We start from the raw sequence: 25,298 nt of genomic DNA on the forward strand, positions 1-25,298 counted from the left end.
CGAACGGCCCGGAGTGAGCCATGCCTTCGATCTTCGAGCAAACAGGTCAACCCACACAACACTCGCTGGCTGACCGCGAGCTTGACCTATTCCAGAATCGCGACACAGTAATTCGTCATTTTCTTGGTGCGATCCACGAGGCTGATCCGAGACCGAAGATTATCTTCCTCGCCGGCTCGGGGGGATCCGGAAAGTCGCTTCTGCAACGCTTTCTCTTGCGCAACTGTTGCATGCGGATAGCACCTGACGAATGGAATGCGGCGTGCGCCCAGACTACTGATGCGAAAGCGTTGGTCTCGTACCTTTCTCAGACCGGGAAGCCGGTTCCCGCCGCACAGATCGATTTCGGCCAGGAGCCTAGGGAGGAAAATCGTCCAAAGGAATGCCATTCTGCCTTGCTAATGCTTAAGCGCCAGCTTGCTGGGTACGGCATTCGATTTCCCCGCTTCGACTTCGGTGCCATTTGCTATCTGAAGAAATCTGGTCTTAATTTCGGAAACAGGTTGCACGAGCTGTTCCCGGAGAACGAACTGGGCCTTGCCTCGGATATCGCCGACTTTCTGTTCGACCTCCCAATTCTAAAAACCGGCAGGGCCGTTTTTGACCTAATCGACAGACGCACAGACCAACTCCTTTCTGAAAAATTATTCGCTCGGAGGCTGGCTAAGGACGAAGCCCTTGCAATACTCGAGATGCCGGCCGAGCCGCAACTGGCAAACATGCTGCCCAAGCTTTTCGCTGAGGACGTCAATCAAGCACTGCATGACGTGGAGGAGCAACAGCGCATCGTGCTGATGTTCGATACCCACGAATCCTTCTGGGAAGGAACTGCACGCGTTTACGGTACACGGCTCGCGGGCCGCTACCTGGCCCAGGATTCCTGGCTACGAAGACTGCTAGGGCACTTGGACTTGCACGCCGGGTGTCTACCGATTGTTTCTGGGCGGGATCGGCCATTATGGGCCGACGCCGCAGACGCGCGGATTCCGGACAGCTTCCTCAAAGTTTTTACAGTTGGCAATCTCTCGGACGATGACGCGGACGTCTATCTTCAAAGCTCGGGCGTGCTAGAGGCGCCCCTGCGCAGGGCTATCGCCGAATACGCATCGGTCTGTCCCGGTCAGGTTCACCCACAGTTTTTGGCGTTATGTGCAGATGCTGCCGGTGCCGCACAACGTCACAGTAAACACCTGGACTGCGACGCCTTCGCGCGTCTTCCTTCTCTGGCCGAGCGGGAAATGGCCATGGTTCGTCGGTTTCTTTATTGGATCGAGCCCAACGTGGAGAAGGCGGTTGTCTTCCTTGCGGCCGCGCGGACGTTCGATCTCCCTCTCTATCAGCATCTAGCCGCAGACTTGTGCTTTGCCGGCACCACCCTCGACTTTGAGAGGGTCATCCCGTACTCGTTTATCGCGTGCCGCTCCCCTCCAAGTGAACTTGCCGGAGGTCGACCGGTTTACGAGATGCATCGGCTACTGAGGCGGATACTATCCAAAGTCCGCAGAGCCGAAGTCCAAGAAGCACACACGTCCCTCATTGGCTACTACAACAGAAAAGCTAAGCTTGGTGATTACTTAGCGCGCCTTGAGGCGGTTTATCACGTGAACCAGATTGCGCCTGTGAAAGGCTTGCGACAGTTGGTGTCAGCGCTTCGTTCGGAAGTAGAGATTCACCGGTATGATCGGTGCCGCACGATCATTGCACTTCTCACGGACATCCAGATCCCAGAGACGTATGACAGAGGTGACCTGTGGTACTTGTTGGCGCGCGCGAATCTCGGTTTAGGTAACCTTCAGGAGGTAGAGGAAACGCGCGAACGCTTGCCGACAGGCTCGGCTTGCCGTGCTCTAATTGAGTCGGAGCTCTTGTTGGTCAAAGGCCAGCTACAAGAGGCGGAACGCTTAACCTTCCAAGCATTGCGTTCGGCGAGCCCCGAGGATCAGGGCGATCTACTGTATCGGCTATCGGAGATAAAGCTATATCTGGGCAAATTCCGCGAGGGCGTGAAGCTCTCGCTAACTGGCAAGGCTTTGTCACGAGCCAGCACCAGTGCGCCGGATTCTGTGCGCTGGCGTAATGTTCTTGGGGAGTTTCTGTTCTATGGTGGCGACGTCGAGCAAGCAGCGCGCGAGTTCACCGGCGCACTTCAAGACTCAGAGGCTTCCGCGCTGCCGACGGATCTCGCACTGAAGGCGCGTCTCTTGTCGCATTTAGCGGGACTCATACGGGAGACACAGCATCAATGGGCAGCCGCTTTGGCTCTGCACCAGAAGGCGGCAGATCTGCGAAGGGCGACGGGCGACATCCGAGGCGAAATATGCTCGCTGCATGGGATTGGGAAGGCTTATCGGGGTTTGAAGCAATATGAGGAGGCGTTGGGTTGGCTCGGAAAGGCCGAGCGCTTCGCATCCACGCTTGGAGAGTTGGTGCTCTTGGGCAAGGTCTATTTGACGCAAGCTGAATGTTTGATCGGGAAACGGCAGTATTTCGATGCCCTGATAAGGCTCCGTCGTGCTCTCAGCCTTTTTCGGCACTGCGATACGCCCTATGACATTGCGCATACGATGCTGGTTTTGGCGGAGTATTGGCGACAGCGTGGACGACACTTGCGATGGCACGTGTTTCTGGAGGAAGCCCGGCGTATGATTGAAGCGGGGCAATTCTATGCACTCTACAAAATGTTCCCTGCTGCAAGGCTAATACAGCCGGAGGTAATCGCCACGGGTATTAGGTATTACGCACTAGGAGATGCACTAGGAGTACCCTGGGAAGGGTGTTCTCGCCGTGATGTTAACTCGAAAGAAATTGGCATGTTCCCCCGGAGAGAAGACTGGGAGAGTGGGGCAACGTCCGATGATACTGCGCAGCTGCTGGTCCTTGCAGAGCTGCTGGCAGAATCCGGCTGTGAGGTGACCGCGCGGGAATTCGTAGTTCTCCTGGCGAGGGAATTGCCGAACATGCGAGGGGTTGGGCCCAGCACACGTGCGGCAGTCCAGGCGTTTATCGATACGGGCCGCGTGGGCGCAAATGGAGGATGCACCAACGGGGCTGCGATGCGCGCGTTGCCAATAGGGTGGATTGTTCCATGTCATAAGGCGAGCCTGCGAAGGGAGGTGGTATATCGGCTTTCTAAGGTAACCCATGGCGATATGCATGCTGTCGCGAGCGCATGCGTTATCGCTGCGATGGCTAGCTTGTCGGTTGAAAGTGCTTCACGTGACGCAGTTGTTGCCGCAGGCCGAGGAGAGAGTCGATGGTTACGCAGGCATGGGTGGCTTAGTGAGCAAGCCGAAAGGGCAATTCTGAGTGGCAGGCGTTCTCTGTATGAAACGATTTCCGAGAATTCCGAGCTGGATCCAGTGCGAATGGTGAGCGAAGTGATCCGGATAATTGTGGGGGCGCGCTCACTGGAGGATGCCTTACTGGAAAGCGTGCAGAACGGTGGTGATACGGATACTAGGGCAGCATTGGTTGGCGGCATCCTCGCCCCGATCTACGGCCCGACTCCTGGGGTCTTGGCATGGCAAGAAAAAGCGAGGCTGCCAGATGCGGAGCGAATCGCTACGGTCGCGCAAAGACTGTGCGCGGAGCGTTGTGGACACTACCGGTAGAGTGTGGGTCGTGGGCTCCATCGGATGGGACAGGGTGTACGCAGTTGATGCGGTGCCAGCGAGAGGGGGTTTTGCAGAAGCCAGGAGTTTCGAGGTTAGGCCTGGGGGAACTGGGCTCAACACGGCAGTCGGGCTTGCCAGTGCGGACGTTGACACCCTACTGGTAGGTTACGTTGGGCGGGATGGAACGGGAGATTCCTTACTACAGTGGCTGGAGACATTGGGTCTCGAGACATCCTACATTCAAAGGTGGCAGGTGCCGACGGCAGAAGTAGCAATACTAGTGGATTCCGAGGGCGAGCGTACCATGGTGGGCGCACATGAGGACGCACTGGGGTCGCTTAATTTCCCGTGCGCGAGAGTTAGCAGGGGGGACATTGTATTTTTTTCCGCTGCTGCTCCCGCAAAGCCGTCGGTCCTGGAGGAGCTACGGAATTCCGGAGCAGTCGTAGTGTCCGTGCCAAGTGGCGTTGAGGCGCTGGAGGCAGCTGACTATCTGCTGGGCTCTGAAGAACAGTTTGAAGAAAATGGGGGCATTTCGAGCTACGCAGCCGCAATGCGAAATGCGGTTGCCTGTAAGGAGGTGATCGTGACTCATGGAGAGGAGGGCGTTCGAATGCTCTCACGAAAAGGTGAAGTACATATACCGGCCGAATCGGTTTCTGTAAAAGACGCGACCGGTGCAGGAGATGCTTTTGCTGCCGGCATGCTGGCGGGTTTGGTCAGAGGCGAGAGTATCGAGCAAAGTGTACGGCTCGGTAACAGATGGGGCGCAAGCGCGGTTGCGAGAGAAGGGTCAACACCTCCGGAATGGGCCGATGTGTTCGGAGAAGAGATTCGATGAATTTGGCGACCTGTCCAGCAATGGTAGAGGAGTTGTGGCTGCGGAGAAACGTGGTGAAGTGGCTCAGTGTGTCAGCCTGACTGACTGGGCGGTGGCTTCAGCGGCCGGTTCCGCGGAGCGAACGTCGGAGCCAGCCGAGACATGTTCCGGCACAGCGCGGCGCTGTATACCGGCAGCGACACCTTCGACCCGCAGGCCCTGGTGGTGGAGCTGGTGGCGGAGGACAGCGTGCCGCAGATGGCCGCGGCGCGCCTGAAGCCCAAAGCGATGCCCAAATTCCGCGCCTGGCAGGAGACCTGGGACAAGCAGCGCTTGGAGGACGCCATCGACGCCCGCACCGCGCTGCCGGACACCGACCCCGACCACCTGACCCCGGAGCAGGCGGCGCAGCTCAAGGCCGAGCAGATCGGCGACATCCCGCTGCCGCCGAAGTACGCCAGCGGCGACTTCCGCAAACCGAGCTGGTGGGGCCTGCGCGGCAAGCTGGACGTGCCCAAGGAGCGCTTCTTCTCACTGCCCGGCTGCGAGAAGCCCGGCGACACCACGCCCGTCATCGGCTGGGCCGGCCTGGATCACCTGGAGCGCGCCCAGGCCATCGCCGCCTGGTACGTGGAGCGCAAGGAGCGCGATGGCTGGGACGCCGATCAGCTCACGCCCATGCTGGTGGCCATCGACGAGCTGGTGCCCTGGCTCAAGCAATGGCACAACGCCCTGGACCCCACCTACGGCACCCGCATGGGCGACTACTTTGACGGCTTCCTGCTGGAGGAGCTGCGCAGCCTGGAGCGCCCGCGCAGTGATCTCACCGACTGGCAGCCCCCGGGCGCCACCCGCGGCCGCCGGCGCAGATGAGCGTGCGCCCGGGCTGATCGTTCCCACGCTCCCGCGTGGGAACGCGTCCCTGGCCGCTCCAGCGGCCCGTGTGAAGGAAGGAGGACATTGATGGGCCGCAGTCGCTACGTCATCACTGAGCCGGACAAGCCGCATTTCCTGCGCGAAGCTGATCGCCCTGCTCGAGCAGCATCGGGTCGTGCGACTCCTGGAACGGCTCCGCTTCGCCAAGAAGCGCCACACGACGGACCGGGAGTACCAGTTCCGGCAAGAGGGCTCACATGACGAGGTGATCTTGCGGAAGAAATCCGAGAATCTACGCGCCGCGCTCGAGCTCGCCTGAGCTGGCTTGCGACGTGCGTCTGCTCAGCTCGGCTGCCAAAGCGATTTCAAATAAGGTTGCAGGGAATCGGCTTGCGCCTCGGGCAGGACGGTCGAATTTCGGATTTGCCAGGCGGCGGTCTCGTGGCTCACTTCGAACCTTTGTGCGAGATCATCCAGCGCGGCCTCTATCGCGGCTTGGCGAGTCTCCTCGGTATCAGCAGACTCGAGCTGTTTTCTGGTGATCTCGCGGGCTCGTGACCGTGGGAGCAGCAATTCGGCGGCAAAGGCATTGGCACGCTTTTCGACGTCCTGCGGCACGCGACCACCGAGCACCTCGACCGCGGGCAGTGCTCCTTGGGTATCGATCAAGAGATGGCATAGCTCATGGGCAAGGCTCACGCGGCGCCCCGTCGGGAACCTTGAGCGCAGTCCCCGAGTGTTGATGAAGACCATCGGCTGGTGCTCTTGGCTCAAGACGGCGATTGCGTCGAGCGCTTCAGTCGGCAGGTGAATGTCTTTGACAGTGACCTGCCAGGACCCAAGCAATCCCTCGGGATCGGCCCGGTCGTCTCCCAAGTTGAGCTTCTCGCGCAGATAACCGGCGAGCCGGTAACCCTGCACATAGGGCTCATCCGCTTCGTGTGTCGCCATGACCTCTGCGGCCAAGCGTCGCGGGTGCGAGAGCCCCCGTGCTGCACCGGCGGGGACCTGCGCCAATTCGGCAAGTAAGGCGCGCAGGGCGTCTTCGGTGAGATACGGCCCTGCCATCCTCGCCGCGGCCTTCAGCCGATAGGGGACATTGGCATCAGTGATTGCACCTGGCCAGACCTGTTCCAGGGTTTCTTGATCCAAGCCGGTGGCGGCCTCCAGGCGTGATAGGGTCTGGAGCTGATCACGCGCCTGCCAGCGTTCCAGCGCGAGCTTGGACCGAGTATCATCGAGGTCGGACAGTCGATACGCGATCCGTTCACTCAGAGCCTCAAGCGTGCTCATGCTGTCCGCATAGCGCAAGGCCCATTCCTTCTCCCTGGTTGCGGCCCGCATTTGATGTCCGTGCCGCAACAGCAAGAGACTCGGTGGGTATGCGCCCTTGAGGGCTTGACCCAAGTCGTGAGCCAGCAGAAAGTCGTCGAGCTGTTCTTCCTCTTCTTCGACCTGTTCTTCCGGTAGGCTGCGCCAGCGCAGCCTGGCTCTGCCGCGGAGCTCGCCGAGATGTTTTGGGGCCTCGAAGAGAGTCGCGAAATCGATGGGGTGGGTCTCTTCTTCTTCGAGATAAGGCCAGGCGATTGCAAGATATTCGAGGAGATCGATCCAGCTCCAGCGGATGCCTTGCGGTCGCCCTCCGTTGCCCGCGGGATTCCCCCAGATCAGCGTATCCCGCACCCAGAGCTGAAGGTCGCCCCAGGTACGCGCGACGGGACCGTTGGTGCCGTAGTCGTCAAGCCAGCTGAGCACACACCGGAGCCCATCGGCGCCGCCGATGACGAGTGGGTCGTTTAGAACTTGCGGTTCAGCCATCGCTTCAGCTCTTTGCTATCGCCGCGGGATTGTGCGCGCTCTGTGAGTTGGCGCTCAATCTTCAGTGGAATGTGCTTTGCCTGCACCGGCCAGCCGTGCCAGGTCAGACCGCCGTCCGACGTGCGTGCCTGGTACACGGCACCTGCGTAGTAGCTCCAAAGCCGAAAGGGCTGGTCAGGTTGCCGCTTCTTGTATTCCGGGATGGCGTCCTCGAGCAGGGCGGCGGCCTGCTCCAGCGAAAAGCCCCTCGGGCACTTGCCGACTTCCAGCCCGTTCTCCCATGTTCGTGGATCTGCGGCCCTCCCGACTCCTTCCCGCGCTCACCCCGCTAGGGGGGCCGGCCACCGACCTCCCCAACCGAACACCACCCAAGCGCTCTTCACCGTCCTCAATGGCGATCTACCGCGCTGTTCACCGAAGATGCGCGGGTGTGGACCGCCATCGACAGCGTGCGCCCATCCCGGGCCTGGCCGCCGAAAGCTGGCGCAGCGTCTGGACGGCCTGCGCGCAATACCGGCTTCTGCTAGCCTCTGCCCCCAGCGGTACCGAGTCCAGCGCGGAACGCACACGGACAACCCCATGACGACCCTGATCAAAGACCTGATCCCGATCCCGGAGCGGGTGCAGCGCAACGACTTCGTGCTGAACCTGGCCCATGGCCTGGAGCCGGAGGCTGTGGCGCAGACGCTGGCCGACTATGTAGTGACGCCGCAGCTGGCGCGCTGCTTCGAGGATGCGCTGGGGTTCATCAAAGACGCCATCGGCGAGGGCCCGGGCGGGACTCAGCCCCGCAACAAGGGCGCCTACACGCACGGCAGCTTCGGCAGCGGCAAGACGCACTTCATGGCGGTGCTGGACTTGCTGCTGCAAGGCAACCCGCAGGCCCGGGCCATCCCCGAGCTGGCGCCGGCGGTGGCCAAGCACAGCGACTGGATGCAGCGCTACAACATCCTGCTGGTGCCCTACCACATGATCAACGCCCCGAGCATGGAGGCGGGGGTGCTCGGCGGCTATGCGCGATGGGTGGCGCGGCATCATCCAGAGGCGCCGGCGCCGGGCTTCTACGTGGCCGACCGGCTGTTTGCGGATGCCGAGAGCCTGCGCGGCCATATGGGCGACACGACCTTTTTCGCCGCGCTGAGCGCGGCGCGCGCCGACCCTGGTCTGGGCGATGCCGCCGGCGGCTGGGGTGACGCCGCCGGCGGCTGGGGTGACGCGAGCTTCGACGCCGTCGTGCGCGGCGAGGCCAGTGACGACGACCGAGCCGCGCTGGTCTCGGCCCTGGTGGGCACGCTGTTCAAGTCTTATGCCGATGTGGCAGCCAGCCGGGGTGCGGGCTACGTGGACTTCGACGAGGGGCTGCGCATCCTCACGCGCCACGCCAAGGCCCTGGGCTACGACGCGGTGATCCTGTTCCTGGACGAGCTCATCCTGTGGCTGGCGACGCGGCTGTCGGACCAGAGCTTCATCAGCCGCGAGATTCAGAAGATCGTGAAGCTGGTGGAGGCGAGCCTCCCGCGGGAGCTGCCGATGGTGAGCTTCATCGCCCGTCAGCGGGATCTGCGGGAATTCGTCGGCGACCAATACAGCGGCATGCAGCAGGAAATCCTGAGCGATGCCCTGCAGTATTGGGAGGGTCGCTTCCACACCATCACGCTGGAGGACCGCAATCTGCCGGTGATCGCCGAGCGCCGCCTGCTGGCGCCCGTGGATGCGGCTGCGAAGGCACAGATCGACGCCGCCTTCGCGCAGACCGAGCGCATGCGCGAGGAGGCGTTCAACCTGCTGCTGACCAGCCAGGGCGACCGCGAGATGTTCCGCAGGCTCTATCCCTTCAGCCCGGCGCTGGTGCAGGCCCTGGTGGCGCTGTCGTCGGCGTTGCAGCGCGAGCGCACGGCGCTGAAGGTAATGCTGATGCTGCTGGTGGAGCAGCGCGATCGGCTCGCCCTGGGCCAGGTCATCCCGGTGGGGGACCTCTACGACGTCATTGCCTCCGAGGCGGAGCCCTTCTCTTCGCTGATGCGCGCGCACTTCGACAACGCCAAGCGGCTGTTCGAGCGCAAGCTGGTGCCGATGCTGGAGGGCGAGCACCAGGTGCGCTTTGCGGAGCTGACCGACCTGCCAGCGGACGACGCCCGGCGCATGGCGTTCACGAATGACCTGCGGCTGCTGAAGACCCTGGTGCTGGCGGCCCTGGCGCCGGAGGTGGAGAGCTTCAAGCAGCTCACGGCGACCAAGCTGGCGGCGCTGAACCACGGCACCATCCGCTCGCCGGTGCCGGGGCGCGAGGCGCAGACGGTGCTCACCAAGTGCCGCAAGTGGGCCGGGCAGGTGGGCGAGATCAAGATTGCCGACGATGTAAGCCCGACCATCGGTCTGGCCCTGTCCGGCGTGGACACCGAGGGCATCCTGGAGCAGGCCCGCATCAACGACAACGACGGCAACCGCCGCCGGCTGATGCGCGAGATGGTGTTCGACGCCTTCGGCATCCGCGACGATGGCCAGCTCTTCGTGGAGCACGAATTCCTGTGGCGGGGCACGCGCCGGCGCGTGGAGGTGGTGTTCCAGAACGTCATCGAGATTACGGACGACAGCGTGCTCGAGGCCCGCGGCGAGCAGTGGAAGCTGATCATCGACTTCCCGTTCGATGCCGGCGGGCATACCCCCTCCGACGATCAGGCGCGGGTGCGCGAGTACGAGGCCGCGGGCGGGCAGTCCCTGACCCTGTGCTGGCTGCCGTATTTCTTCAGTGAGCCCATGCAGAAGAGCCTGGGCAAGCTCGTGGTGCTGGAGCAGGTGCTCAAAAGCGACGACAGCTTCAGCCGCTACAGCGGTCATCTCAGCCCGCAGGACCGGGCCAGCGCGCGCACGCTGCTGGACAACCAGCGCAGCCAGCTGCGGGCGCAGCTGAAGGACACCCTGATCGGCGCCTACGGCGTGGCGGAGCCGGCGCCGGGGTCGCTGGCAAACGTGGGCTTGCTGGAGACGCAGATCATGTCCCTACAGCCGGGCTTCAGCCCGCGCCCGCCCCGGGGGACGACCATGGCCCAGGCACTGGAGCAGCTGCTGGGGCAGGCACTGGCGTTTCAGTATCCGGATCATCCGGAATTCGAAGAGGAGGTGCGCACGACGGAGCTGGGCCGGGTCTTCGGCGAGCTGCGCCGGGCCTTCCATGCCGCCAATGGTCGCATCGAGGTGGACAGCCCACTGCGGCCGCTGATGCGCCGCATCGCCCAGCCCTTGGGCCTCGGTGAGATGCACGAGCGCCACTTCATCTTCAAGCCGGACTGGCCGCAGCACCTGAGCCGCGAGGTGGCGAAGGGCGCTGGCCAGACTGGGGGCGACAACGGCGGCGACATCACCGTGGCGCGGCTGCGCCGCGCGATGGACCAGCCGCGGCCGCGGGGCCTGCCGGTGCCGGTGCAGAACCTGCTGATCATGGTCTTTGCCGAGCAGGGGCAGTATGCCTTCACCCTGCATGGCGGGCCCTTCGAGCAGGTGACCCTGAAGGAGATCCGCGACGACCTGGTGCTGGTGAAGCAGGCGCTGGCAGACCCGGCGCGCTGGCAGCAAGGGCTGGCGAATGCCGGGGCACTGTTCGGCGTAACCGTGAATCCGCTGCGCACGGCCAACAACCAGAACGCACTTCACAACGAGGTGCGCGACGCGGTCGCGACCAGGCTGCCGCCGTGTCGGACCCTGGTGGATGACCTACAGACGCAGCTCGGCGCCTTGGGCCTGCCGCAGGATGGCAACCGGCTCGCCAACGCCCGGCTCGCGGTGCAGGTGCTGGAGGGGCTTCAGGGCAAGGAAGGGCCGGCGCTGGTGGAGGCGCTGGCCGACATCCAGCCGGTCACCAGCATGCAGGCCCTGGCCAAGGGCATTGCCTCGGCGAGCCGGGTCAGCCATACCCTGGCGGACAACAACTGGGCGCTCCTCACCAAGGTCTGGAGCGGAGACCATCCCGACGGCCATCGCATCAAGCAGTCGGTGGCCGCGGCGCTTTCGGCCGATGAGCTGGTCACCGAGCTGGCCGCGGCACTGAAGCGGGCACAGGCGGAGGCGACGCGTCTGTTGACGGCGCCGCCGCCGGAGCCGGAGCCGGAGCCGCCGGTCGTGCCGCCGCCGAAGCCAGCGGTGGACCCACCCGCGGGCAAGAAGGTCGTCAAGGAAGGTGTCGAGAGCGGTCTCTCGGCGAACGAGGCGAAGCGGGTGCTGGATGAGATCGCGCCGCTGCTCCGCGACGGCGTGACGGTGGATCTGAGCTATCGGATCGTCGGCGACGACTGAGGCGACCCTGATGGTTCTAGGCGGTTCTAGGCGGCTCCAGGCTCCAGCCCGAGAGCCCGGCCCGCGCAGCTCCGGCCTCGCGTGGCCCGGGCCGCGGGAGCGGCCGGGGATGTACTCTCATGCTGGGGCGTGGGAGCGATCATTCTTCCACCCGTTTCGGACGCTGCTGCACAACGCCCGCTCACCCTCGTTGCGAAGCTCTGCTTCGCAACGTTCGGACGCCCGCCGGCCGTCAGGTTTCGGCCCGCGCTTCCCGCACCGCATCGAGGATGTCCTGCGTACTTGCGTCCGTGCGAATGCCGGGAACATCGAACGGTGATGCGGCAGGTCGCTGCTTGACGGACAGTGAGAACACAGTGCCGTCGCGGCGGCGGATCTCGATCTCTTCCTCCTGTGCCAAATCGAGGATCTTCGCCAGATTCTGCCTTGCTTCGGAGTAGGTGAATGCCTTCATGGTCGCGATCTCCAGCCCGTGGCTAGTCGAGCAGCGTGATCTTCAGTTGCGCGGCAACCTGCTCCATCCCATCGAGGCCGCGGTCGGAGCGGGCGGACACCTGGCGGTCTGGACACTGAGTGAAACCGCGGGTGACCGGGGCGGATTGCTCGATCCGGCTGGTTAGGTGTATAAGCGCATAAACATCTAGCTGGGACGCCTCCATGACCCGTTGGAACCTTGCCATCTCACCGGAAACCGACCAGGCCGTGCGGCTGTTCCTGGCGCGCCACGGCCGAGCGCGTAAGGGTGATCTGTCCCGCTTTATCGAAGAGGCGGTGCAGGCGCGTATCCTGGAGATCTCCACGCAGGAGGCCAAGGCCGAGAACGCCGCTGTGGACCCCGCCGAGCTGGAAGCGATGGTTCAAGAGGCCCTCGACTGGGCCAAGCGCTGACGATGCATGTCGTGCTGGACACCAATGTGCTGTTCAGTGCGCTGATCTCGTCGCACGGGTGTCCGCATGCGATCTATCGCGCCTGGCGTTCCGGCCGCTTCTGATAGCGATGGCGGAAGCCGGCGATGTGGATTACCTCGTCACCGGCGATCGCCGCGCAGGCCTGTTGGAGCGCGGCCATGTCGGGCGAGCCCGGATCATCGAGCCAGCGGCATTCTGCCAGACGGTGCTCTGAAGGAGGCTGGCGTTGATGCACCTGGACGATGCGGCCCTCCCGAAGCCCATCCTGGCCCAGGTCCGCGCCATCCTGAGCCGGGATGCGGACGCGGACCGGATGGCGCTGGTGTGGCCGCACCCGATCCGGCCTGCCGATGCGCTGCAGCGGGTCGACGGCACCGAGCTGCGTGTCGTCTGGTGCGCCTCGCAGCTGGCGATCCGGGAGCTGCTGGTTGCCCATGAGCGGGAGCAGGCATCGGGCGAGCGGCGCCTGGTGCTGCTGTCGCCCTTCGACGAGCGCGGCCTGGCCCAGGACGTGCTCGCGCGGCTGTGGGGACATGCCCCGAAGCGGATCAGTGCCTGGCGCACCCTTCAGCAGCTGCTGCACCTGCGGGAGATCGACCCGCGCCTGACCACGAAGGACTATCGCTGGATCGGCGACTGTCTGCTCGACAAATACGAGTGCTACCGCGACCGGGTCCCTATCGGCGACGTACTGGACTTCGACCTCGCGTGGCGGGCGCTGGCGACGGCGCTGCTGGACCTCGACTGCGAGAGCGTGGATTTGGACGTGCTGCTGGATTGGTCACGGCGGGCGGACGCGGCGGCGCTGGTCGCGGCACTTCCGGAACCGGTGGAGCGGCACCTGGAGGACTGGCTGCGCCCGCGGCTCGGACCGCAGGTGGATGTGATCCTGGCCCTGTGGCGCAACGGACAGGCCGGCGAGATGCTCGCCAGCGGCTTGGTTTGCGCACTGCTGTATGCCCAAGAGCGCCGACCGGGCCGGCAGGCGATGGATGCGCTGCTGCTGGCGCGCGGGCGATTCAGCGAGCGCTTGCTGGGTGGGGCCGCGATTGCCGAAGCGACCTTGGCGGCGTTCGGGTCGGCAGCAGTGGCGCACCTGGAGCGCTCGCTGGCCGCGAATCCGCGGCTCGACATCGGCCCGGTGCTCGACGCCGCCGAGCACCTGCTGGCCAGCCTCGACCTGACGCACCTGGCCGCGGACTCCGACCTGCTGCCCAAGGGCTACGACCTGCGCGTGGCGGCCTTTACCCAGGCCCTGAAGCGCTTGCTGGACCAGCCCCGGGAACAGGTCCTGGAACAGGCTGCGCAGCAGCCCCCGAAGCAAAACGGGCACGCCAAGGCCATGGCGGCGAGCTTAGACGCGCTGGCGCGGCTCGAGCGTCATCGGCTTGCCGATCAGCGCGGTGGGGTTCGGGCGCAGCAAGTGCTGACGGCGCGCATGGCCCTGCGCGCCTGCCAATGGCTGGCAACGGACACCCCGGGCGATGCAACGCCGGCGGCGGCCATCCAGGACTACGTAGCCAACGGCGGCTGGCTGGATTGGGCCCGCAGCAAGCTCTGGCGCGGCGATGCCCACGCGCCTTTGAGCCGCCTCTATCAGCGCCTGTCGGCGCGGCTCGCGCAGCGGCGGGAGGCCTTCAACCAGGGCTTCGCACGGCACCTGCCCGCCATCGCCCGCGGCGAGCGCATCGCCGACGGGATCGTGCCCATCGAAGATACGCTGTCGGAGCTGATCGCACCGCTGGCGGGCGAGCGCCCGGTGCTGCTGGTGGTGCTCGACGGCATGAGCCAGGCGGTCTACCGGGAGCTGGCGGAGGATCTGCTGCGCCACTCCTGGCTGGAGATGCAGCCCGCCGAGGCCGCTGCGGATATTTGCCTGCTGGCCGCGCTGCCCACCATCACTAAGCTCTCCCGCTATGCGCTCCTGTCCGGCAACCTCGGCGCGGGTGTGCAAACCGACGAGAAGCAGGCTTTTGCGGCCCATGCGGCGCTCAAGCAGGTCTCGAGCCCCAAGGCACCGCCGCGGCTCTTCCACAAGGCGGATCTCACGGAGCCGGGTACCGGGGCGCTGGCGGGTGGCGTGCGGGCGGCCATCGCCGCTGAGCAGCCGCGGGTCATTGGTGTCGTGGTGAACGTGATCGACGACCAGCTGAGCAGCAATGCCCAGCTGGGCGTGCCCTGGTCCCTGGCCTCCGTTGCGGTGCTGCGGCAGATGCTGGAGGCGGCGAAGGAGTCCGGGCGCCTGGTGGTGCTGACCAGCGACCACGGCCATGTGCTGGACCACGACATGCGTCTGGTCCAGACCGCCACGGAGGCGGAGCGCTACCGGTCCCCAACGGAGCTGCCACCGGGCGCCGAGCCGGCGTCGGAGGAAGTCCTGATCCAGGGGCGGCGCGTGGCTTTGCCGGATCACAGCGTGATGCTGCCTTGGTCGGAGCGGCTGCGCTATGGGGCGCAGAAGATGGGCTACCACGGCGGCGGCGCCCCGCAGGAGGTGCTGGTGCCCTTCGGCGTCTTCCGCAGCGTCGAGGATTTGCAGCCGGTGGCGGGCTGGCAGGAGATGCCGCGCCGGCAGCCGCACTGGTGGGCGCTCGATGCCGGGGTGTCCATCGCCGAGCCCGCGGTCACGGCGGCGGCGCCGTCGACCAAGGACACCAAGGGCACCGGGGCGCCCGCGGCCGGTCAGCTCGCGCTGGATTTCGCCGGCGACAAGCCCGCAGCCCCCGCCGACGAGACCGGCGCTGCCGTGTGGATCGACGCGCTGCTCGCCTCGCCTGTCTATGCGCGCATGAAGCGCCGCAGCGGGCGCGTGCCGATCACCGACGAGCAGTTGCGCCGCCTGCTCGGGCTGCTGGCACAGGGCGGCGGGCAGCAGATGATGGAGGCGCTGGCGCAGGGGCTCGGCATTCCGGGCATCCGCCTGCCGGGCCTCCTTGCCGGGGTGCAAAAGCTGCTGAACCTGGACGGCTATCCGGTGCTGTCCGTGGACAGGGCGGCGAAAACCGTGAAGCTCGACATCGCGTCGCTGCGGGTCCAGTTCGAGCTCGACTGATGGCCATCAGCAGTCAGCGCCGGGCCGATATCATCGATGCGCTGCGGCGCGGTACGGTGCCCGAGTACGGGCTGGACGCCCTGGCGGTGGGCCTGGACCCCTTCGCAGCGGCCTTCGATGCCGAGCTGGAGCGGGCCAGCCGGGGCCGCGGCCAGTTCAAGGCCGTGCGCGGCGAGTACGGCAGCGGCAAGACCTTTCTCGCCCGCTGGCTGCGCGAGCGCGCCCATGAGCAGGGCTTCGCCTGCGCCGAGGTACAGATCTCCGAGACCGAGACCCCGCTGCACCGGCTGGAGACCGTCTACCGCCGCCTGATGGAGCGCCTGACTACGGCGGACACGCCCTCCGGGGCCTTTCGCAATGTCATCGAGTCCTGGTTCTTCACGCTGGAAGAAGACGTGCTGACCCAGGACGACCTGGACCCGGACGATGCCGAGGCGCTGATCGCGGCCACCGACGCACTGATGGAGAAGCGCTTAGGCTCCGTGGTGCGCTCGGCGCCGGCCTTTGCCCTGACCCTGCGCGCCTACCGCCGGGCGCTGCTCGAAGGCGCCGACGACATCGCCGACGGCCTGCTGGCCTGGATGGCGGGCCAGCCCAATGTGGCCGCCAAGGTGAAGCGCTATGCGCAGATCAAGGGCGACATCGACCACTTCGGGGCCCTGAGCTTCCTACAGGGCGTGCTGACCATCCTGAAAGATTCCGGCCATCCCGGCCTGCTGCTGGTGCTGGACGAGGTCGAGACCCTGCAGCGCATGCGCGCGGACGTGCGCGACAAGAGCCTGAACGCGCTGCGCCAGCTGATGGACGAGATCGACAGCGGCCGCTTCCCCGGGCTGTACCTGCTGATCACGGGCACCACGGCCTTCTTCGACGGGCCCATGGGCGTGCAGCGCCTGCCGCCGCTGGCGCAGCGACTGGCCGTGGATTTCAACACCGATGCGCGCTTCGACAACCCCCGGGCGGTGCAGATTCGCCTGAAGGGCTTCGATGTTCAGTCACTGTGCGAGGTGGGCTGCAAGGTGCGGGACCTGTACGCAGCCGGCTGTGGGTCGGCACGGGTCGGGCAGGTCGTCGATGACGCGCTGGTGGCCTCCCTGGCCGCCGCCGTCACCGGCCAGCTCGGCGGCAAGGTCGGCATCGCCCCGCGCGTGTTCCTGAAAAAGCTGGTTGGCGACGTGCTCGACCGCGTGGACCAGTTCCACGACTTCGACCCGCGGCAGCACTATGCGCTGACCCTGGACGAGCGGGAGCTGACGCCGGTGGAGCGTGCGGCAGGGTCCGCCGGCGGTGTGGACGATATCGAGCTGGATCTTTGAACCGCGGTGGATGCTCGTGGATGCGTCGAGGTCGGGCACCGTGGCGTCCAGGACCATCTCGCCAGGAGAATCAGGTCAACGACGTGGGTCCGGCACCGGCCCGCAGTGCATGCAGCCAATCGAAGATCCGCTTCGCTGCGCCGCGGGCTGGACGCGCGCCGTCAGCATGTCCACCCGGGCACCAATGGCACTGTATCAGGGTCGGGTCGGCGGCTCTGGCTACGGCCTCACCCACAGGCGCTCGAAGGCCTGCCCATCGGCGGTGCGCAGCATGTCGAAGTCCCGCCGATCCGTGGTCAGCACTTGCCGGGTGCCCTCGACACCGGCCAGCCAGACCAGTGTGGCATCGGCGAGGTCGATATCGTGCTCCGCGAAACGCTCGATCACCGCGGCAATGGTCATCAGGTCGGTTCTGTCGATCTGGCGCAGCCGCAGCGCACCCCGCTCGATCCACTGCAGCAGCGCCCGCTTGCCGCGCGGATTCAGAAAGAAGCAGGTCTCGACAACCGTTGGCCAGACGCTGACCAGTGTCGTGCGACGCCCGCACGTCAGCCCCGCCAGCGTGGTCTTCGCGCTGTCGTGCAGTGTATCGGTCTGGTCGAAGAGCGCGACCAGAAAGCCGGTATCAACCAGGACGGTACTTCTCATGCAATCGCTCCCAGATCTGACGACGCAGCGGGTCCGTCGGCGGCTCCGCCGCCGCGCCCTGATCGAACAGATCCTCCCCCAGGTCAAAGGCATCGGGCGCGGGCTCGAAGCCACGAAGCCATTGCTCCAGGCTTTGCTTAACGGCCTCGCTCTTGGTGAGGCCAAGCCGGCCACAGACGCTCTGCAAACGGTCTTCGGTGTCCTTATCGAGACGGACGGACAGCATGATCAGATCCTCGCGGGGTGGCTTCTATGTATGACTGTCATACGAACATAACGATTGCGAGCGCGCAACCCCCGGGCTTGATGGTGTTCGGATATGCGGGTCGGTCGGCTGGGCCGGTCTGTGCTGATGGCTCCCACGCTGCAAAGATCGGGCAACTATTCGCCGTCAAGCCTATCAGGTAGTCTCGTCGACGGTGGGGCCGAACTGAGATGAGCACATTCGACCAGCTGCATCCGGCGCTGCAGCACCACATCGTCAACACCCTGGGCTGGCGCTCGCTGCGGCCGCTGCAGGCGGCGGCCATCGCACCGATCCTGGCCGGCGAGCACGCGCTCCTGTTGGCACCGACGGCCGGCGGCAAGACCGAGGCGGCCATCCTGCCGGTGCTGTCGCGGAGCTTGAGCGAGCACTGGCAGGGTCTCGGCGTCTTGTACCTCTGTCCGATCAAGGCGCTGCTGAACAACCTGGAGCCACGCCTGGCCCACTATGCCGGACTCCTCGGGCGCCGTGCGGCGCTGTGGCACGGGGATGTCGGGGCGTCCCGCAAGGGTGGGCTGCTGCGCGAGCCGCCCGATATCCTGCTGACGACGCCGGAGTCGCTGGAGGGGATGCTGGTCTCCCGCCGCGTGGATCATCGGCGGCTGTTCGGCGGACTGCACACGGTCGTCATCGACGAGCTGCATGCCTTCGCCGGCGATGATCGGGGCTGGCATCTGTTGTACCTGCTGGAGCGCCTGAGCCGCATCGCCGGCCGGGAGCTCCAGCGCCTGGGCCTTTCGGCCACCGTCGGCAATCCCCAGTCGCTGTGCGATTGGCTCGCCGGCGGCTGCGAGCGACCGCGGCGGGTGCTCGATCCGCCGGCCGAGGCCAACGGGGTCACGGCCGGCGGCGGCGCAGCCGACAGCGACGTGGCGCTGGATTGGGTCGGCAGCCTGGAGAATGCCGCGCTAGTGATCTCGCGGCTGCACCGGGGCGAGAAGCGCCTGGTCTTCTGCGACAGCCGGGCGCGGGTCGAGCAGCTGGCACTGGCGCTGCGGGCGCTCGAGGTGCAGACCTTCGTCTCCCATAGCTGCCTCAGCCTTACGGAGCGCCGGGCGGCGGAGGCGGCCTTTGCTGCCGGCAGCGATTGCGTCATCGTCGCCACCAGCACGCTGGAGCTCGGCATCGATGTCGGCGACCTCGACCGCGTGATCCAGATCGACGCGCCGGCGACCGTGGCGTCCTTCCTGCAACGCATCGGCCGCACCGGGCGGCGGGCGGGGAGCCGACGCAATTGCCTGTTCCTGGTGACGCGGGAAGACGCCTTCCTGCATGCGGCAGCCCTGCTGCAGCTTTGGACCGAAGGCTATTTGGAGCCCGTGACGCCGCCGCCGCTGCCGCTGCACATCTTCGCCCAGCAGATCATGGCGCTGGCTCTGCAGGAGGGCGGCATCACGGCCGCCGACTGGCCGTACTGGCTGGGGCGGCTGCCGGGGCTGGCGGAGGTGGAGGCCGGTCAGCTCGCTGCCCTGCTCGCGTATATGCTCGACACGGGCATCCTGCATGGAGACCAGGGCCTGCTCGGCATGGGCGCCGAGGGCGAGCGGCGCTTTGGCCGCAAGCATTTCCTGGAGCTGTTGTCGGTGTTCCTGAGCCCGCCGCTGGTGCGCGTTTGTCACGGTCGCCAGGAGATCGGTGAGGTTCACCAGTCCACGTTCATGGTGAAGCAGGACGCTCCGACAGTGCTGACCCTGGGCGGGCGCGCGTGGCGCGCAAAGCACGTGGATTGGCCGCGCCGCAACGCTTATGTGGAGCCCACGGACGAGCCCGGCCGCTCGCGCTGGCAGAGCGTCGGGCAGCCCCTGCACTTTGCGCTGTGTCAGGCGATGATGCGGGTCCTGGCGAGGGACGGTGAGCCAGTGCGGCTCTCGCGACGGGCGCTCGATTTCATGCAGCGCTTGCGCGAGCGCTACGCCTGGGTGGCGCCGGAACAAACGGTGCTGATCCGCCACGACGATGGCGCGGTGCGTTGGTGGACCTTCGCCGGCAAGCTCGTCAATGCCGCGCTGGCCCATGCTCTAAGGGAGCAGGCGGCGACCGTGCGGCCCGATAACCTCTCCATCGGCTTCGACGGCGGCGTCGACGTCGCCGAGCTGCGCACTGTGATCGCGCGGGTCTTGAGCGCGCCGCTCGACGGGGTCGCGGTGCCCCTGGACGAGGCCTTCATCGCCGAGCTGAAATTCGCCGCCTGCCTGCCGCCCGCTGCGCGCGAGCAGGTGCTTGCCGCAAGATACGACCTCCGGGGCCATCTCGAAGCCCTGTCAGCCTACCCCGTGTCAGTGGCCCGGCTCAGCGGCTGAGCCGGACACCGGCGCTTTTACCTGGCTCCGCGGCCGCGAGCCTGGCGGCGGGAGGGTTGCTCACCGCCGCTCAGGTCTGATCCCACATGACGTTCTTCTCTTCCCGTGCGGCGGCCTCCAGCAGCTCGAGCAGCGGCAGGGCACGCTTGGCCAGGCTCACGCTCTCGCTGCGGGCGGCGTCCTCGTCGTCGTCGTCCCGGTGGGGATTGAGCGGCGCATTGGGGTTGTGAGCCACGGCTGCGCGGAGCGTCTCCAGGGCCTTGGGCACGTCTTCGGCGAGGATGGCACCGGGGATGGTGCCGCTGTGGCCCATCATTTTGATCAATGCCTTGGCGACGTCGCCGAACATGGTGATGTCCGCATAGGCGGGGGTCTTGAAGGTGATGAGCATGGCGTTTCTCGTGAAGTCGGTGGCGCGGCGCGGGCGAGGTATCAGGGCATCAGCATAGCGCCCGGCGGGCGGGCATGCTGGCGTCGGTGGGCGGGCATGCTGGCGTCGGTGGGCAGCCTTGTGCAGCACGGGCGGTCGGCGGCCCTGCGCGGCTGCCGAGCGGAAAAACCGCTGCGCGCATGGGGCATGGGCGCAGCGCGGCGGTACACTGCCCGGGCCGAATCGCCCGCGCCACTGCCGAGGAGCCCAGCATGCAAACAGGCCCGCGCCAGCTCGTCACGCCCTTTCGCCCCATCCCGCTGGAGGTGCCGGAGGGCATGGCCCCCAACGAATTCTTCAACAGCGCCGAGAACCTAAACGACCTGGTGCACAACAATGGTCTGCTGAGCAATCCCGAGCACCTGCTGCTGTACCGCAAGGCCCTCGGCCATTCCGGCACCTTCGACTGCTCCATCATCTACAACACCGCCCGGGAGATTCTGAACCCGCTCGGCCGGCCGGTGCGCCGCACCCAGGTGCCGGAGCGGGTGCGCCGGGTCTGGAACCGCATGAACGCCGTCATCATCGGCTACATGCTGGAGCAGTGGCCGGAGCCGGCGGAGGCCCTGGTGCTGGCGGGCGAGGCGAGCCTGGACGCCACCTGGCCGCTGACAGCGCCCGGCGTGCCCAGTATTCGCATGCTGCACAATCATTTCATGGTCTTTCCGCAGGCGGATCTGCGCAGCGCCGAGCCCGCCGACCCCAGCAACCCCAACCTCACCGACGGCGGCCAGCACAGCCTTTTTCAGGCGCACATGCGCGATGTCTACCGGGCCTTTTTCGCCACGGCGCTGGAGCTGGAGCTGCTGTGCCCGGCGGGCGGCGAGGATTCGGCGCTGGCCCTGACCGGCTATCCCCAGGGCCTGCCCTGCTGGGAGATCCGCGGCGGCGCCGCCGCCCTGCGCGACATGCGCTTCTGGCACGAGTACGATGCCCTGCTGATGGGGTTCCTGGACTTCTACCGCAGCTTCTTCAGCCAGGTATCCAGCCGCAATGCGGACCTGCTGCCGGACCTGTACTTCCCGGCCGCCGTCGAGCGCATCCTGCTGGCCAACGACGCCTTCATGGGCACGGCCAAGACGATCCGCGAGCGCTGCATCCACGAGCCCGCCTATGCCAATGCCATCCGCTGGGAGCCCGCCTTCAAGCAGCTCATTTATCGCGGCGACGACGGCCGGCTGTTCGTGACCATCAGCCAGAACTCCATCGGCAACGCCATCACCGAATTGCTGGGTGTCGTGGTCAAGCGGGTGCCGGATGCCGAGGCCTACGCCGGGCTGGAGCCGGCGCTGCTCGCGCACCTGCACCGGGTGCGCGAGCGGCTCGCGGCGGCGGACCTGGGGGAGATCCTGGGCGTCGATTGAGCCATGGCATCATGCGCACCGGCGTCCCGCGCAGATCCCGGTGCAGGCGCCCGCGCGGTGCTTTTGGGTTCTCGAGCCGCCGCACACACCTGCTAAGCTGTCGCTTGCAGGCAGCCTGGCACCGCTCGCTGCGCGCGGCCGGGGACTGTCCAAACCGGAGGCAAGCCATGGCGACCACCGCCGAGCACATCCGCGAAGACGCCGCCCGCTTCGAGCCGGCACCGGCGGAGCAGCGCGTGCTGCTCCAGCACGCCACCTGGACCGATTACCAACGCCTCGACGAGCTGCGCGGCGAATCGGCCGTGCCGCGCCTGACCTTAGCGCCCTCATTGCCGAGTGCATAGCGGCGCCCAGCCAGACGGCGGCGGTGCGATTGCTCCGCGAACGGCTCGCGCCTTGATCGCCCGGGTGCAGACGCTCGGCGCCGGTGTGTGAGCCGCGTTGACGCAGTAGAGCGCTACATGCGCTCAGTGAAGCCGTTGCGGCCGTAGGATTGTCCTCGCAGGAAGGGTGGAGCCGGTGCGCTACGCTGCGCGACGACGCCTATCCAAGACCTACGAGCCCAGATGCGAGACCCCGCCGACACGCGCATTCTCGGAGCCCGCTCCAACCCGCTGCGGGTGCTGGCGGCGCGGCTGGTCGCCCATGTGCTTGGTATCCTGGCTTACTCCTGCTTGAGCCCCGTGGTCATCAGCTACACCATCCTGGTCCTGGGGACCCTCGGCCTGGGCCTGGTGGTCGGCGGCATCAACGAGCAGGGCTCCAGCATCCGGGACATCCTCGGGCACCTGTTCTCCGTCGCTGACGGTGCTTGGGTCGAGTTCGTGTGGCGCGGCGACCTGTCCTTCGAGCAGAACGCGCTGCGGCTCTTCGGTGGCTTGGGGTTCTTGCTCTGGCTGATGGAACAGGCCATCCGGCCTTGGCGGCGCGCGCCGCGAGCGCAGCGCCGGCCCACGGATCAATTCAAACGGCTCTGGTCGAGGCTCGGCGTGTTCACTGCGGTGCTGTGCACCGTCACCCTGGCTGCGGCGCTGATCATCGGACCCGGCGGACAGGACTTGACCCTGGGCTGAGCGCTTCAGGCCGTCATGACGCTGTATCTGATGGGTGCGCTGCTATTGCTCGGGTCCACCCCGGCGCTTGCCGGATGGCTCTTCCTCCAGCACGCCCGCAAACGGGTGGCGGCGGCCATTATCGGCGCTGAGCCGCCGAGCGCCGCAGCAGCGGACTGAGCAGCAGCGCCCGCTGCGCAGCGACCGCCGCCAGCCAAGCACACCCCGAGCCGACTCGACTCGGCAACAGCGCACCCGTATGACAGGGGTCAGACCCTCGCGGTACGCGTCGTCAAGCTGGCACAGGTCGTGATACCCGAGATGCATGGCTGTACCGCTGGGGGTGCCGCGGCAGCGCGATCGGCCTGCTCCCTCTACATGCGTTGAATCCTATATCTTGCAAAGCACATATAGGATAATGGCTGATGCCGATCGACATCGACCCGCGCGTCTGCCGCCGCGGGCCGACAACCGCGGGAGCCCCTGATGCACGACCCCTCTACCTGGCTCGGCGACCTGGTTGCCTATGCCCTGTTCGGCCTGGTTGCCGACTCCGGCGCCGGCGCGGCGCTGCACTGCTTCGTCATGGATGTCCCCAGCATGTTTGCGCTCTTGGTCCTGGCCATCTGTGCCAGGAGCCTGCTGCACACACCGATTCTTGCCGGAGCGGGTCTGCGAGGGCGTGCGCGGCCACCTAAGGGAGAGTGCCGATGACCACCCAGTGTGATCGGCGTGACCCTGTTCGTGAACTGGGCGGTGAAGCCGTTCTCGATGGCGCTGCTGGCCTGGCTCTTCGCTTCCAAGGTGAGCAGATCCTGTCCCAGCCGCTGATCATCCTGATGCTGGCGGTGCCGATCCTGGCGAGCCGGCCGCGGAGCTTTGATGGGCAGCCTCGCCACCCTGTACCATGCCCTCGCCGGCGCACCGATGCTGGCGCAGCCGGGCGCCCCACCTGGGACCCGGCGAGCACCTGACCCAGGCGCTGCCGCCTGGCCGCGGCGCCTGTGATCCTCGGCTGGCTGGCGGCAAAGCCCGAGGCGGCGCCGGCTGCACCAGCCGGTCCGGGCGCGCCAGGGGCCCCAGCACCTGCCGGTATCGGCCGTGCCGGGATTATCCTCGCGCTCGGTCTCGGTACAGTGCCGAGCCTGGTGCCGCTCGACGGGCTGCCCCTTGCCGCAGCTTCAATGAGAATCCCTCTTTATGGCAGTGATCACCCATCGCCGGCTCTGGCTCCTCATCGCCGGCGCCAGCGCGGCACTCGCCCTGGCGAGCATCCTGTTGACGGAATGGCTGGCGCTCGCGCCCTGCCACCTGTGCATCTTCCAGCGCCTGCTCTACATGCTGATTGCGCCGCTGGCGCTGATCGCAGCCCTGACCACCGGCCTCGCGCGGCGCATCAGTGGCGCGCTGACCGCCTTGGCCGCCGCGGGCGGGGCGGCCACCGCCGGCTATCAGACCTGGCTGCAAGGCCAGCCCGAGGGGAGCGTTTCCTGCATCGGCCCCGATATGGGCCCCATCGAGCAATTCGTGGAATGGCTCGGCATGCAACAGCCGACGCTGTTCATGGCCACTGGCTTCTGCGAAGACGAGGGGCTTGTCATCTTGGGTCTGTCATTGGCCGAATGGGCGCTGCTTTGTTTTGCCCTGATCTGCCTGTCGGCCCTGTGGCTGCTGCGACCGCAGCGCCGGGGTGCCGGTCGAGACTGAGCGCAATCGCCCATTCGAGCCGCTACCGTCACCCGGCAATGCACCGCCGCATCACGCTGGCCAATTATTATCGTTGCGGAGAACCAACATGCCGATGACACGCAGAGACTTTCACGTCGGCCTGGCCGCCCTTGTCGCGGCGGCCATCATGCCGGGTGCACGCGCCGATGACGACCTCGTCGAAGGCCGAGACTGGCGCGCCATGTCGCCGCCGCAGTCCAGCGCGGACCAAGCGCAGATCGAGGTGCTCGAATTCTTCTCCTATGGCTGCTCCCATTGCGGCTCGCTGAATCCGCTGATCAAGGCATGGGCCGAGCAATTGCCCAACGACGTGGCCTTCCGGCGCGTGCCGGTCACCTTCGGTCGCGCGGCCTGGGCCAACCTCGCGCGCCTGTACTACGCGCTCGAGCTGGACGGGTCACTCGCGCAGCTGGATCAGGCCGTCTTCGACGCCGTCACCCAAGACCGGGTGAACCTCTACACCGAGAAAAACATCCTGAAATGGATCGACCAGCAAGGACTCGACGCCGATGCTTTCGGCAAGACCTTCAACAGTTTCGCGGTGGAGGCCGCACTCGGGCGTGCACGGGACCTGGAAGCTCGCATGCGGGTGGACGCGGTGCCCCGCATCATTGTGGACGGACGCTATGTGGTCGTCGGCGAAGGCGTGCGCGGTTACGAGGACCTGCTCCGCATCAACGACGCGCTGGTGCAGCGGGCCCGTGCGGCGCGTCAATGATCGATAATCTTCATTGCCCGCCGCGCGCCTTCGTTGCCTTTTGGGGTGACCTGGCTCTCCCTGCTGCTCAGCGTCACCGGCATCGTGCCCGATGTCGC

At 66.1% G+C, this 25,298-nt stretch carries 23 protein-coding genes; 17 read left to right on the forward strand and 6 right to left on the reverse strand.

Annotation, left to right across the window (positions count from 1 at the left end; all coding sequences use genetic code 11):
* The first annotated feature begins 20 nt into the window (after positions 1–20).
* The 4 genes from CKO31_RS10610 (at position 21) to CKO31_RS10625 (ending at position 5,629) form a co-directional block, all read left to right on the forward strand.
* Entirely contained in the window at positions 21–3,611 is a 3,591-nt protein-coding gene (locus CKO31_RS10610) for an ADP-ribosylglycohydrolase family protein (RefSeq protein ID WP_200236873.1), read from the forward strand.
* Entirely contained in the window at positions 3,547–4,455 is a 909-nt protein-coding gene (locus CKO31_RS10615) for a carbohydrate kinase family protein (RefSeq protein ID WP_242475289.1), read from the forward strand. Before CKO31_RS10610 ends, CKO31_RS10615 begins: the two co-directional genes overlap by 65 nt.
* A 141-nt stretch (positions 4,456–4,596) precedes the next feature.
* Entirely contained in the window at positions 4,597–5,307 is a 711-nt protein-coding gene (locus tag CKO31_RS10620) for a DUF7008 domain-containing protein (protein WP_200236878.1), read from the forward strand.
* Positions 5,308–5,485: 178 nt separating this feature from the next.
* Entirely contained in the window at positions 5,486–5,629 is a 144-nt protein-coding gene (locus CKO31_RS10625; protein ID WP_200236880.1) for a hypothetical protein, read from the forward strand.
* Between the two features lie 23 nt (positions 5,630–5,652).
* Here CKO31_RS10625 and CKO31_RS10630 read toward each other — a convergent pair whose 3' ends face one another.
* On the reverse strand, positions 5,653–7,128 hold the full coding sequence (locus tag CKO31_RS10630; protein WP_200236882.1) for an ImmA/IrrE family metallo-endopeptidase: 1,476 nt from the start codon (positions 7,126–7,128) through the stop codon (positions 5,653–5,655).
* Between the two features lie 579 nt (positions 7,129–7,707).
* Here CKO31_RS10630 and CKO31_RS10635 point away from each other — a divergent pair.
* Positions 7,708–11,418 carry a DUF6079 family protein gene (locus tag CKO31_RS10635; RefSeq protein WP_200236884.1) on the forward strand — a complete coding sequence of 1,237 codons (3,711 nt, stop codon included), beginning with the start codon at positions 7,708–7,710 and terminating at the stop codon, positions 11,416–11,418.
* Between the two features lie 232 nt (positions 11,419–11,650).
* Here the strand turns inward: CKO31_RS10635 and CKO31_RS10640 are convergent, their stop codons facing one another.
* On the reverse strand, positions 11,651–11,872 hold the full coding sequence (locus tag CKO31_RS10640) for a prevent-host-death protein (protein ID WP_200236887.1): 222 nt from the start codon (positions 11,870–11,872) through the stop codon (positions 11,651–11,653).
* On the opposite strand from CKO31_RS10640, the gene CKO31_RS10645 reads away from it, so the two are divergent.
* A complete protein-coding gene (locus tag CKO31_RS10645) occupies positions 11,871–12,038 on the forward strand; it encodes a hypothetical protein (protein ID WP_200236889.1) in 168 nt (55 codons plus the stop codon). The genes CKO31_RS10640 and CKO31_RS10645 overlap by 2 nt on opposite strands.
* 37 nt (positions 12,039–12,075) lie before the next feature.
* Positions 12,076–12,306, forward strand: a complete 231-nt coding sequence (locus tag CKO31_RS10650) for a ribbon-helix-helix domain-containing protein (protein ID WP_200236892.1) — start codon at positions 12,076–12,078, stop codon at positions 12,304–12,306.
* Between the two features lie 73 nt (positions 12,307–12,379).
* On the opposite strand, the gene CKO31_RS27880 is transcribed toward CKO31_RS10650, so the two are convergent.
* Positions 12,380–12,562, reverse strand: a complete 183-nt coding sequence (locus tag CKO31_RS27880) for a hypothetical protein (protein ID WP_200236894.1) — start codon at positions 12,560–12,562, stop codon at positions 12,380–12,382.
* On the opposite strand from CKO31_RS27880, the gene pglZ reads away from it, so the two are divergent.
* Together pglZ and brxD are read left to right on the forward strand one after the other, a co-directional pair.
* Complete coding sequence (pglZ, locus tag CKO31_RS10660) at positions 12,557–15,379, forward strand: BREX-2 system phosphatase PglZ (protein WP_200236897.1); 2,823 nt, start codon at positions 12,557–12,559, stop codon at positions 15,377–15,379. The genes CKO31_RS27880 and pglZ overlap by 6 nt on opposite strands.
* Entirely contained in the window at positions 15,379–16,695 is a 1,317-nt protein-coding gene (brxD, locus tag CKO31_RS10665) for a BREX system ATP-binding protein BrxD (protein WP_200236899.1), read from the forward strand. The genes pglZ and brxD overlap by 1 nt, the downstream gene beginning before the upstream one ends.
* A gap of 219 nt (positions 16,696–16,914) precedes the next feature.
* Here brxD and CKO31_RS10670 read toward each other — a convergent pair whose 3' ends face one another.
* Both CKO31_RS10670 and CKO31_RS10675 read right to left on the reverse strand, forming a co-directional pair.
* On the reverse strand, positions 16,915–17,343 hold the full coding sequence (locus CKO31_RS10670) for a type II toxin-antitoxin system VapC family toxin (RefSeq protein WP_200236901.1): 429 nt from the start codon (positions 17,341–17,343) through the stop codon (positions 16,915–16,917).
* A complete protein-coding gene (locus tag CKO31_RS10675) occupies positions 17,321–17,569 on the reverse strand; it encodes a ribbon-helix-helix protein, CopG family (RefSeq protein ID WP_200236903.1) in 249 nt (82 codons plus the stop codon). Before CKO31_RS10675 ends, CKO31_RS10670 begins: the two co-directional genes overlap by 23 nt.
* A gap of 209 nt (positions 17,570–17,778) precedes the next feature.
* On the opposite strand from CKO31_RS10675, the gene CKO31_RS10680 reads away from it, so the two are divergent.
* Positions 17,779–19,908, forward strand: coding sequence for a DEAD/DEAH box helicase (locus CKO31_RS10680; RefSeq protein ID WP_200236905.1), 2,130 nt, complete (start codon positions 17,779–17,781; stop codon positions 19,906–19,908).
* A 70-nt stretch (positions 19,909–19,978) separates the two neighbouring features.
* Here CKO31_RS10680 and CKO31_RS10685 read toward each other — a convergent pair whose 3' ends face one another.
* Positions 19,979–20,299: a DUF1840 domain-containing protein gene (locus tag CKO31_RS10685; protein ID WP_200236908.1), complete on the reverse strand. Its 321-nt coding sequence runs from the start codon at positions 20,297–20,299 to the stop codon at positions 19,979–19,981.
* 251 nt (positions 20,300–20,550) lie between these two features.
* Here CKO31_RS10685 and CKO31_RS10690 point away from each other — a divergent pair, with 251 nt between their 5' ends.
* From CKO31_RS10690 to CKO31_RS10720, 7 genes are all read left to right on the forward strand, one after another.
* Positions 20,551–21,702 carry a hypothetical protein gene (locus tag CKO31_RS10690; protein WP_200236910.1) on the forward strand — a complete coding sequence of 384 codons (1,152 nt, stop codon included), beginning with the start codon at positions 20,551–20,553 and terminating at the stop codon, positions 21,700–21,702.
* Between the two features lie 167 nt (positions 21,703–21,869).
* Positions 21,870–22,046, forward strand: coding sequence for a hypothetical protein (locus CKO31_RS10695; protein ID WP_200236912.1), 177 nt, complete (start codon positions 21,870–21,872; stop codon positions 22,044–22,046).
* A 222-nt stretch (positions 22,047–22,268) separates the two neighbouring features.
* Complete coding sequence (locus CKO31_RS10700; RefSeq protein WP_200236914.1) at positions 22,269–22,775, forward strand: hypothetical protein; 507 nt, start codon at positions 22,269–22,271, stop codon at positions 22,773–22,775.
* A 15-nt stretch (positions 22,776–22,790) separates the two neighbouring features.
* Complete coding sequence (locus CKO31_RS10705; RefSeq protein ID WP_200236915.1) at positions 22,791–22,934, forward strand: hypothetical protein; 144 nt, start codon at positions 22,791–22,793, stop codon at positions 22,932–22,934.
* A 306-nt stretch (positions 22,935–23,240) separates the two neighbouring features.
* Positions 23,241–23,468, forward strand: a complete 228-nt coding sequence (locus tag CKO31_RS10710) for a hypothetical protein (protein ID WP_200236917.1) — start codon at positions 23,241–23,243, stop codon at positions 23,466–23,468.
* A 486-nt stretch (positions 23,469–23,954) separates the two neighbouring features.
* Entirely contained in the window at positions 23,955–24,461 is a 507-nt protein-coding gene (locus CKO31_RS10715) for a disulfide bond formation protein B (RefSeq protein WP_200236919.1), read from the forward strand.
* Between the two features lie 88 nt (positions 24,462–24,549).
* Entirely contained in the window at positions 24,550–25,200 is a 651-nt protein-coding gene (locus CKO31_RS10720; protein WP_200236920.1) for a thiol:disulfide interchange protein DsbA/DsbL, read from the forward strand.
* The last annotated feature ends 98 nt before the right edge of the window (positions 25,201–25,298 follow it).

This window comes from Thiohalocapsa halophila, from assembly GCF_016583825.1.
GTDB lineage: Bacteria > Pseudomonadota > Gammaproteobacteria > Chromatiales > Chromatiaceae > Thiohalocapsa > Thiohalocapsa halophila.

Bases quoted from the DNA above. Each gene is read 5' to 3' on its own strand.
- CKO31_RS10610 (WP_200236873.1), top strand. From the start codon at position 21: ATGCCTTCGATCTTCGAGCAAACAGGTCAACCCACACAACACTCGCTG.
- CKO31_RS10615 (WP_242475289.1), top strand. From the start codon at position 3,547: ATGCGGAGCGAATCGCTACGGTCGCGCAAAGACTGTGCGCGGAGCGTT.
- CKO31_RS10620 (WP_200236878.1), top strand. From the start codon at position 4,597: ATGTTCCGGCACAGCGCGGCGCTGTATACCGGCAGCGACACCTTCGAC.
- CKO31_RS10630 (WP_200236882.1), bottom strand. From the start codon at position 7,128: ATGGCTGAACCGCAAGTTCTAAACGACCCACTCGTCATCGGCGGCGCC.
- CKO31_RS10635 (WP_200236884.1), top strand. From the start codon at position 7,708: ATGACGACCCTGATCAAAGACCTGATCCCGATCCCGGAGCGGGTGCAG.
- CKO31_RS10645 (WP_200236889.1), top strand. From the start codon at position 11,871: ATGGTCGCGATCTCCAGCCCGTGGCTAGTCGAGCAGCGTGATCTTCAG.
- CKO31_RS10640 (WP_200236887.1), bottom strand. From the start codon at position 11,872: ATGAAGGCATTCACCTACTCCGAAGCAAGGCAGAATCTGGCGAAGATC.
- CKO31_RS10650 (WP_200236892.1), top strand. From the start codon at position 12,076: ATGACCCGTTGGAACCTTGCCATCTCACCGGAAACCGACCAGGCCGTG.
- pglZ (WP_200236897.1), top strand. From the start codon at position 12,557: ATGCACCTGGACGATGCGGCCCTCCCGAAGCCCATCCTGGCCCAGGTC.
- brxD (WP_200236899.1), top strand. From the start codon at position 15,379: ATGGCCATCAGCAGTCAGCGCCGGGCCGATATCATCGATGCGCTGCGG.
- CKO31_RS10670 (WP_200236901.1), bottom strand. From the start codon at position 17,343: ATGAGAAGTACCGTCCTGGTTGATACCGGCTTTCTGGTCGCGCTCTTC.
- CKO31_RS10675 (WP_200236903.1), bottom strand. From the start codon at position 17,569: ATGCTGTCCGTCCGTCTCGATAAGGACACCGAAGACCGTTTGCAGAGC.
- CKO31_RS10680 (WP_200236905.1), top strand. From the start codon at position 17,779: ATGAGCACATTCGACCAGCTGCATCCGGCGCTGCAGCACCACATCGTC.
- CKO31_RS10685 (WP_200236908.1), bottom strand. From the start codon at position 20,299: ATGCTCATCACCTTCAAGACCCCCGCCTATGCGGACATCACCATGTTC.
- CKO31_RS10690 (WP_200236910.1), top strand. From the start codon at position 20,551: ATGCAAACAGGCCCGCGCCAGCTCGTCACGCCCTTTCGCCCCATCCCG.
- CKO31_RS10695 (WP_200236912.1), top strand. From the start codon at position 21,870: ATGGCGACCACCGCCGAGCACATCCGCGAAGACGCCGCCCGCTTCGAG.
- CKO31_RS10700 (WP_200236914.1), top strand. From the start codon at position 22,269: ATGCGAGACCCCGCCGACACGCGCATTCTCGGAGCCCGCTCCAACCCG.
- CKO31_RS10705 (WP_200236915.1), top strand. From the start codon at position 22,791: ATGACGCTGTATCTGATGGGTGCGCTGCTATTGCTCGGGTCCACCCCG.
- CKO31_RS10710 (WP_200236917.1), top strand. From the start codon at position 23,241: ATGCACGACCCCTCTACCTGGCTCGGCGACCTGGTTGCCTATGCCCTG.
- CKO31_RS10715 (WP_200236919.1), top strand. From the start codon at position 23,955: ATGGCAGTGATCACCCATCGCCGGCTCTGGCTCCTCATCGCCGGCGCC.
- CKO31_RS10720 (WP_200236920.1), top strand. From the start codon at position 24,550: ATGCCGATGACACGCAGAGACTTTCACGTCGGCCTGGCCGCCCTTGTC.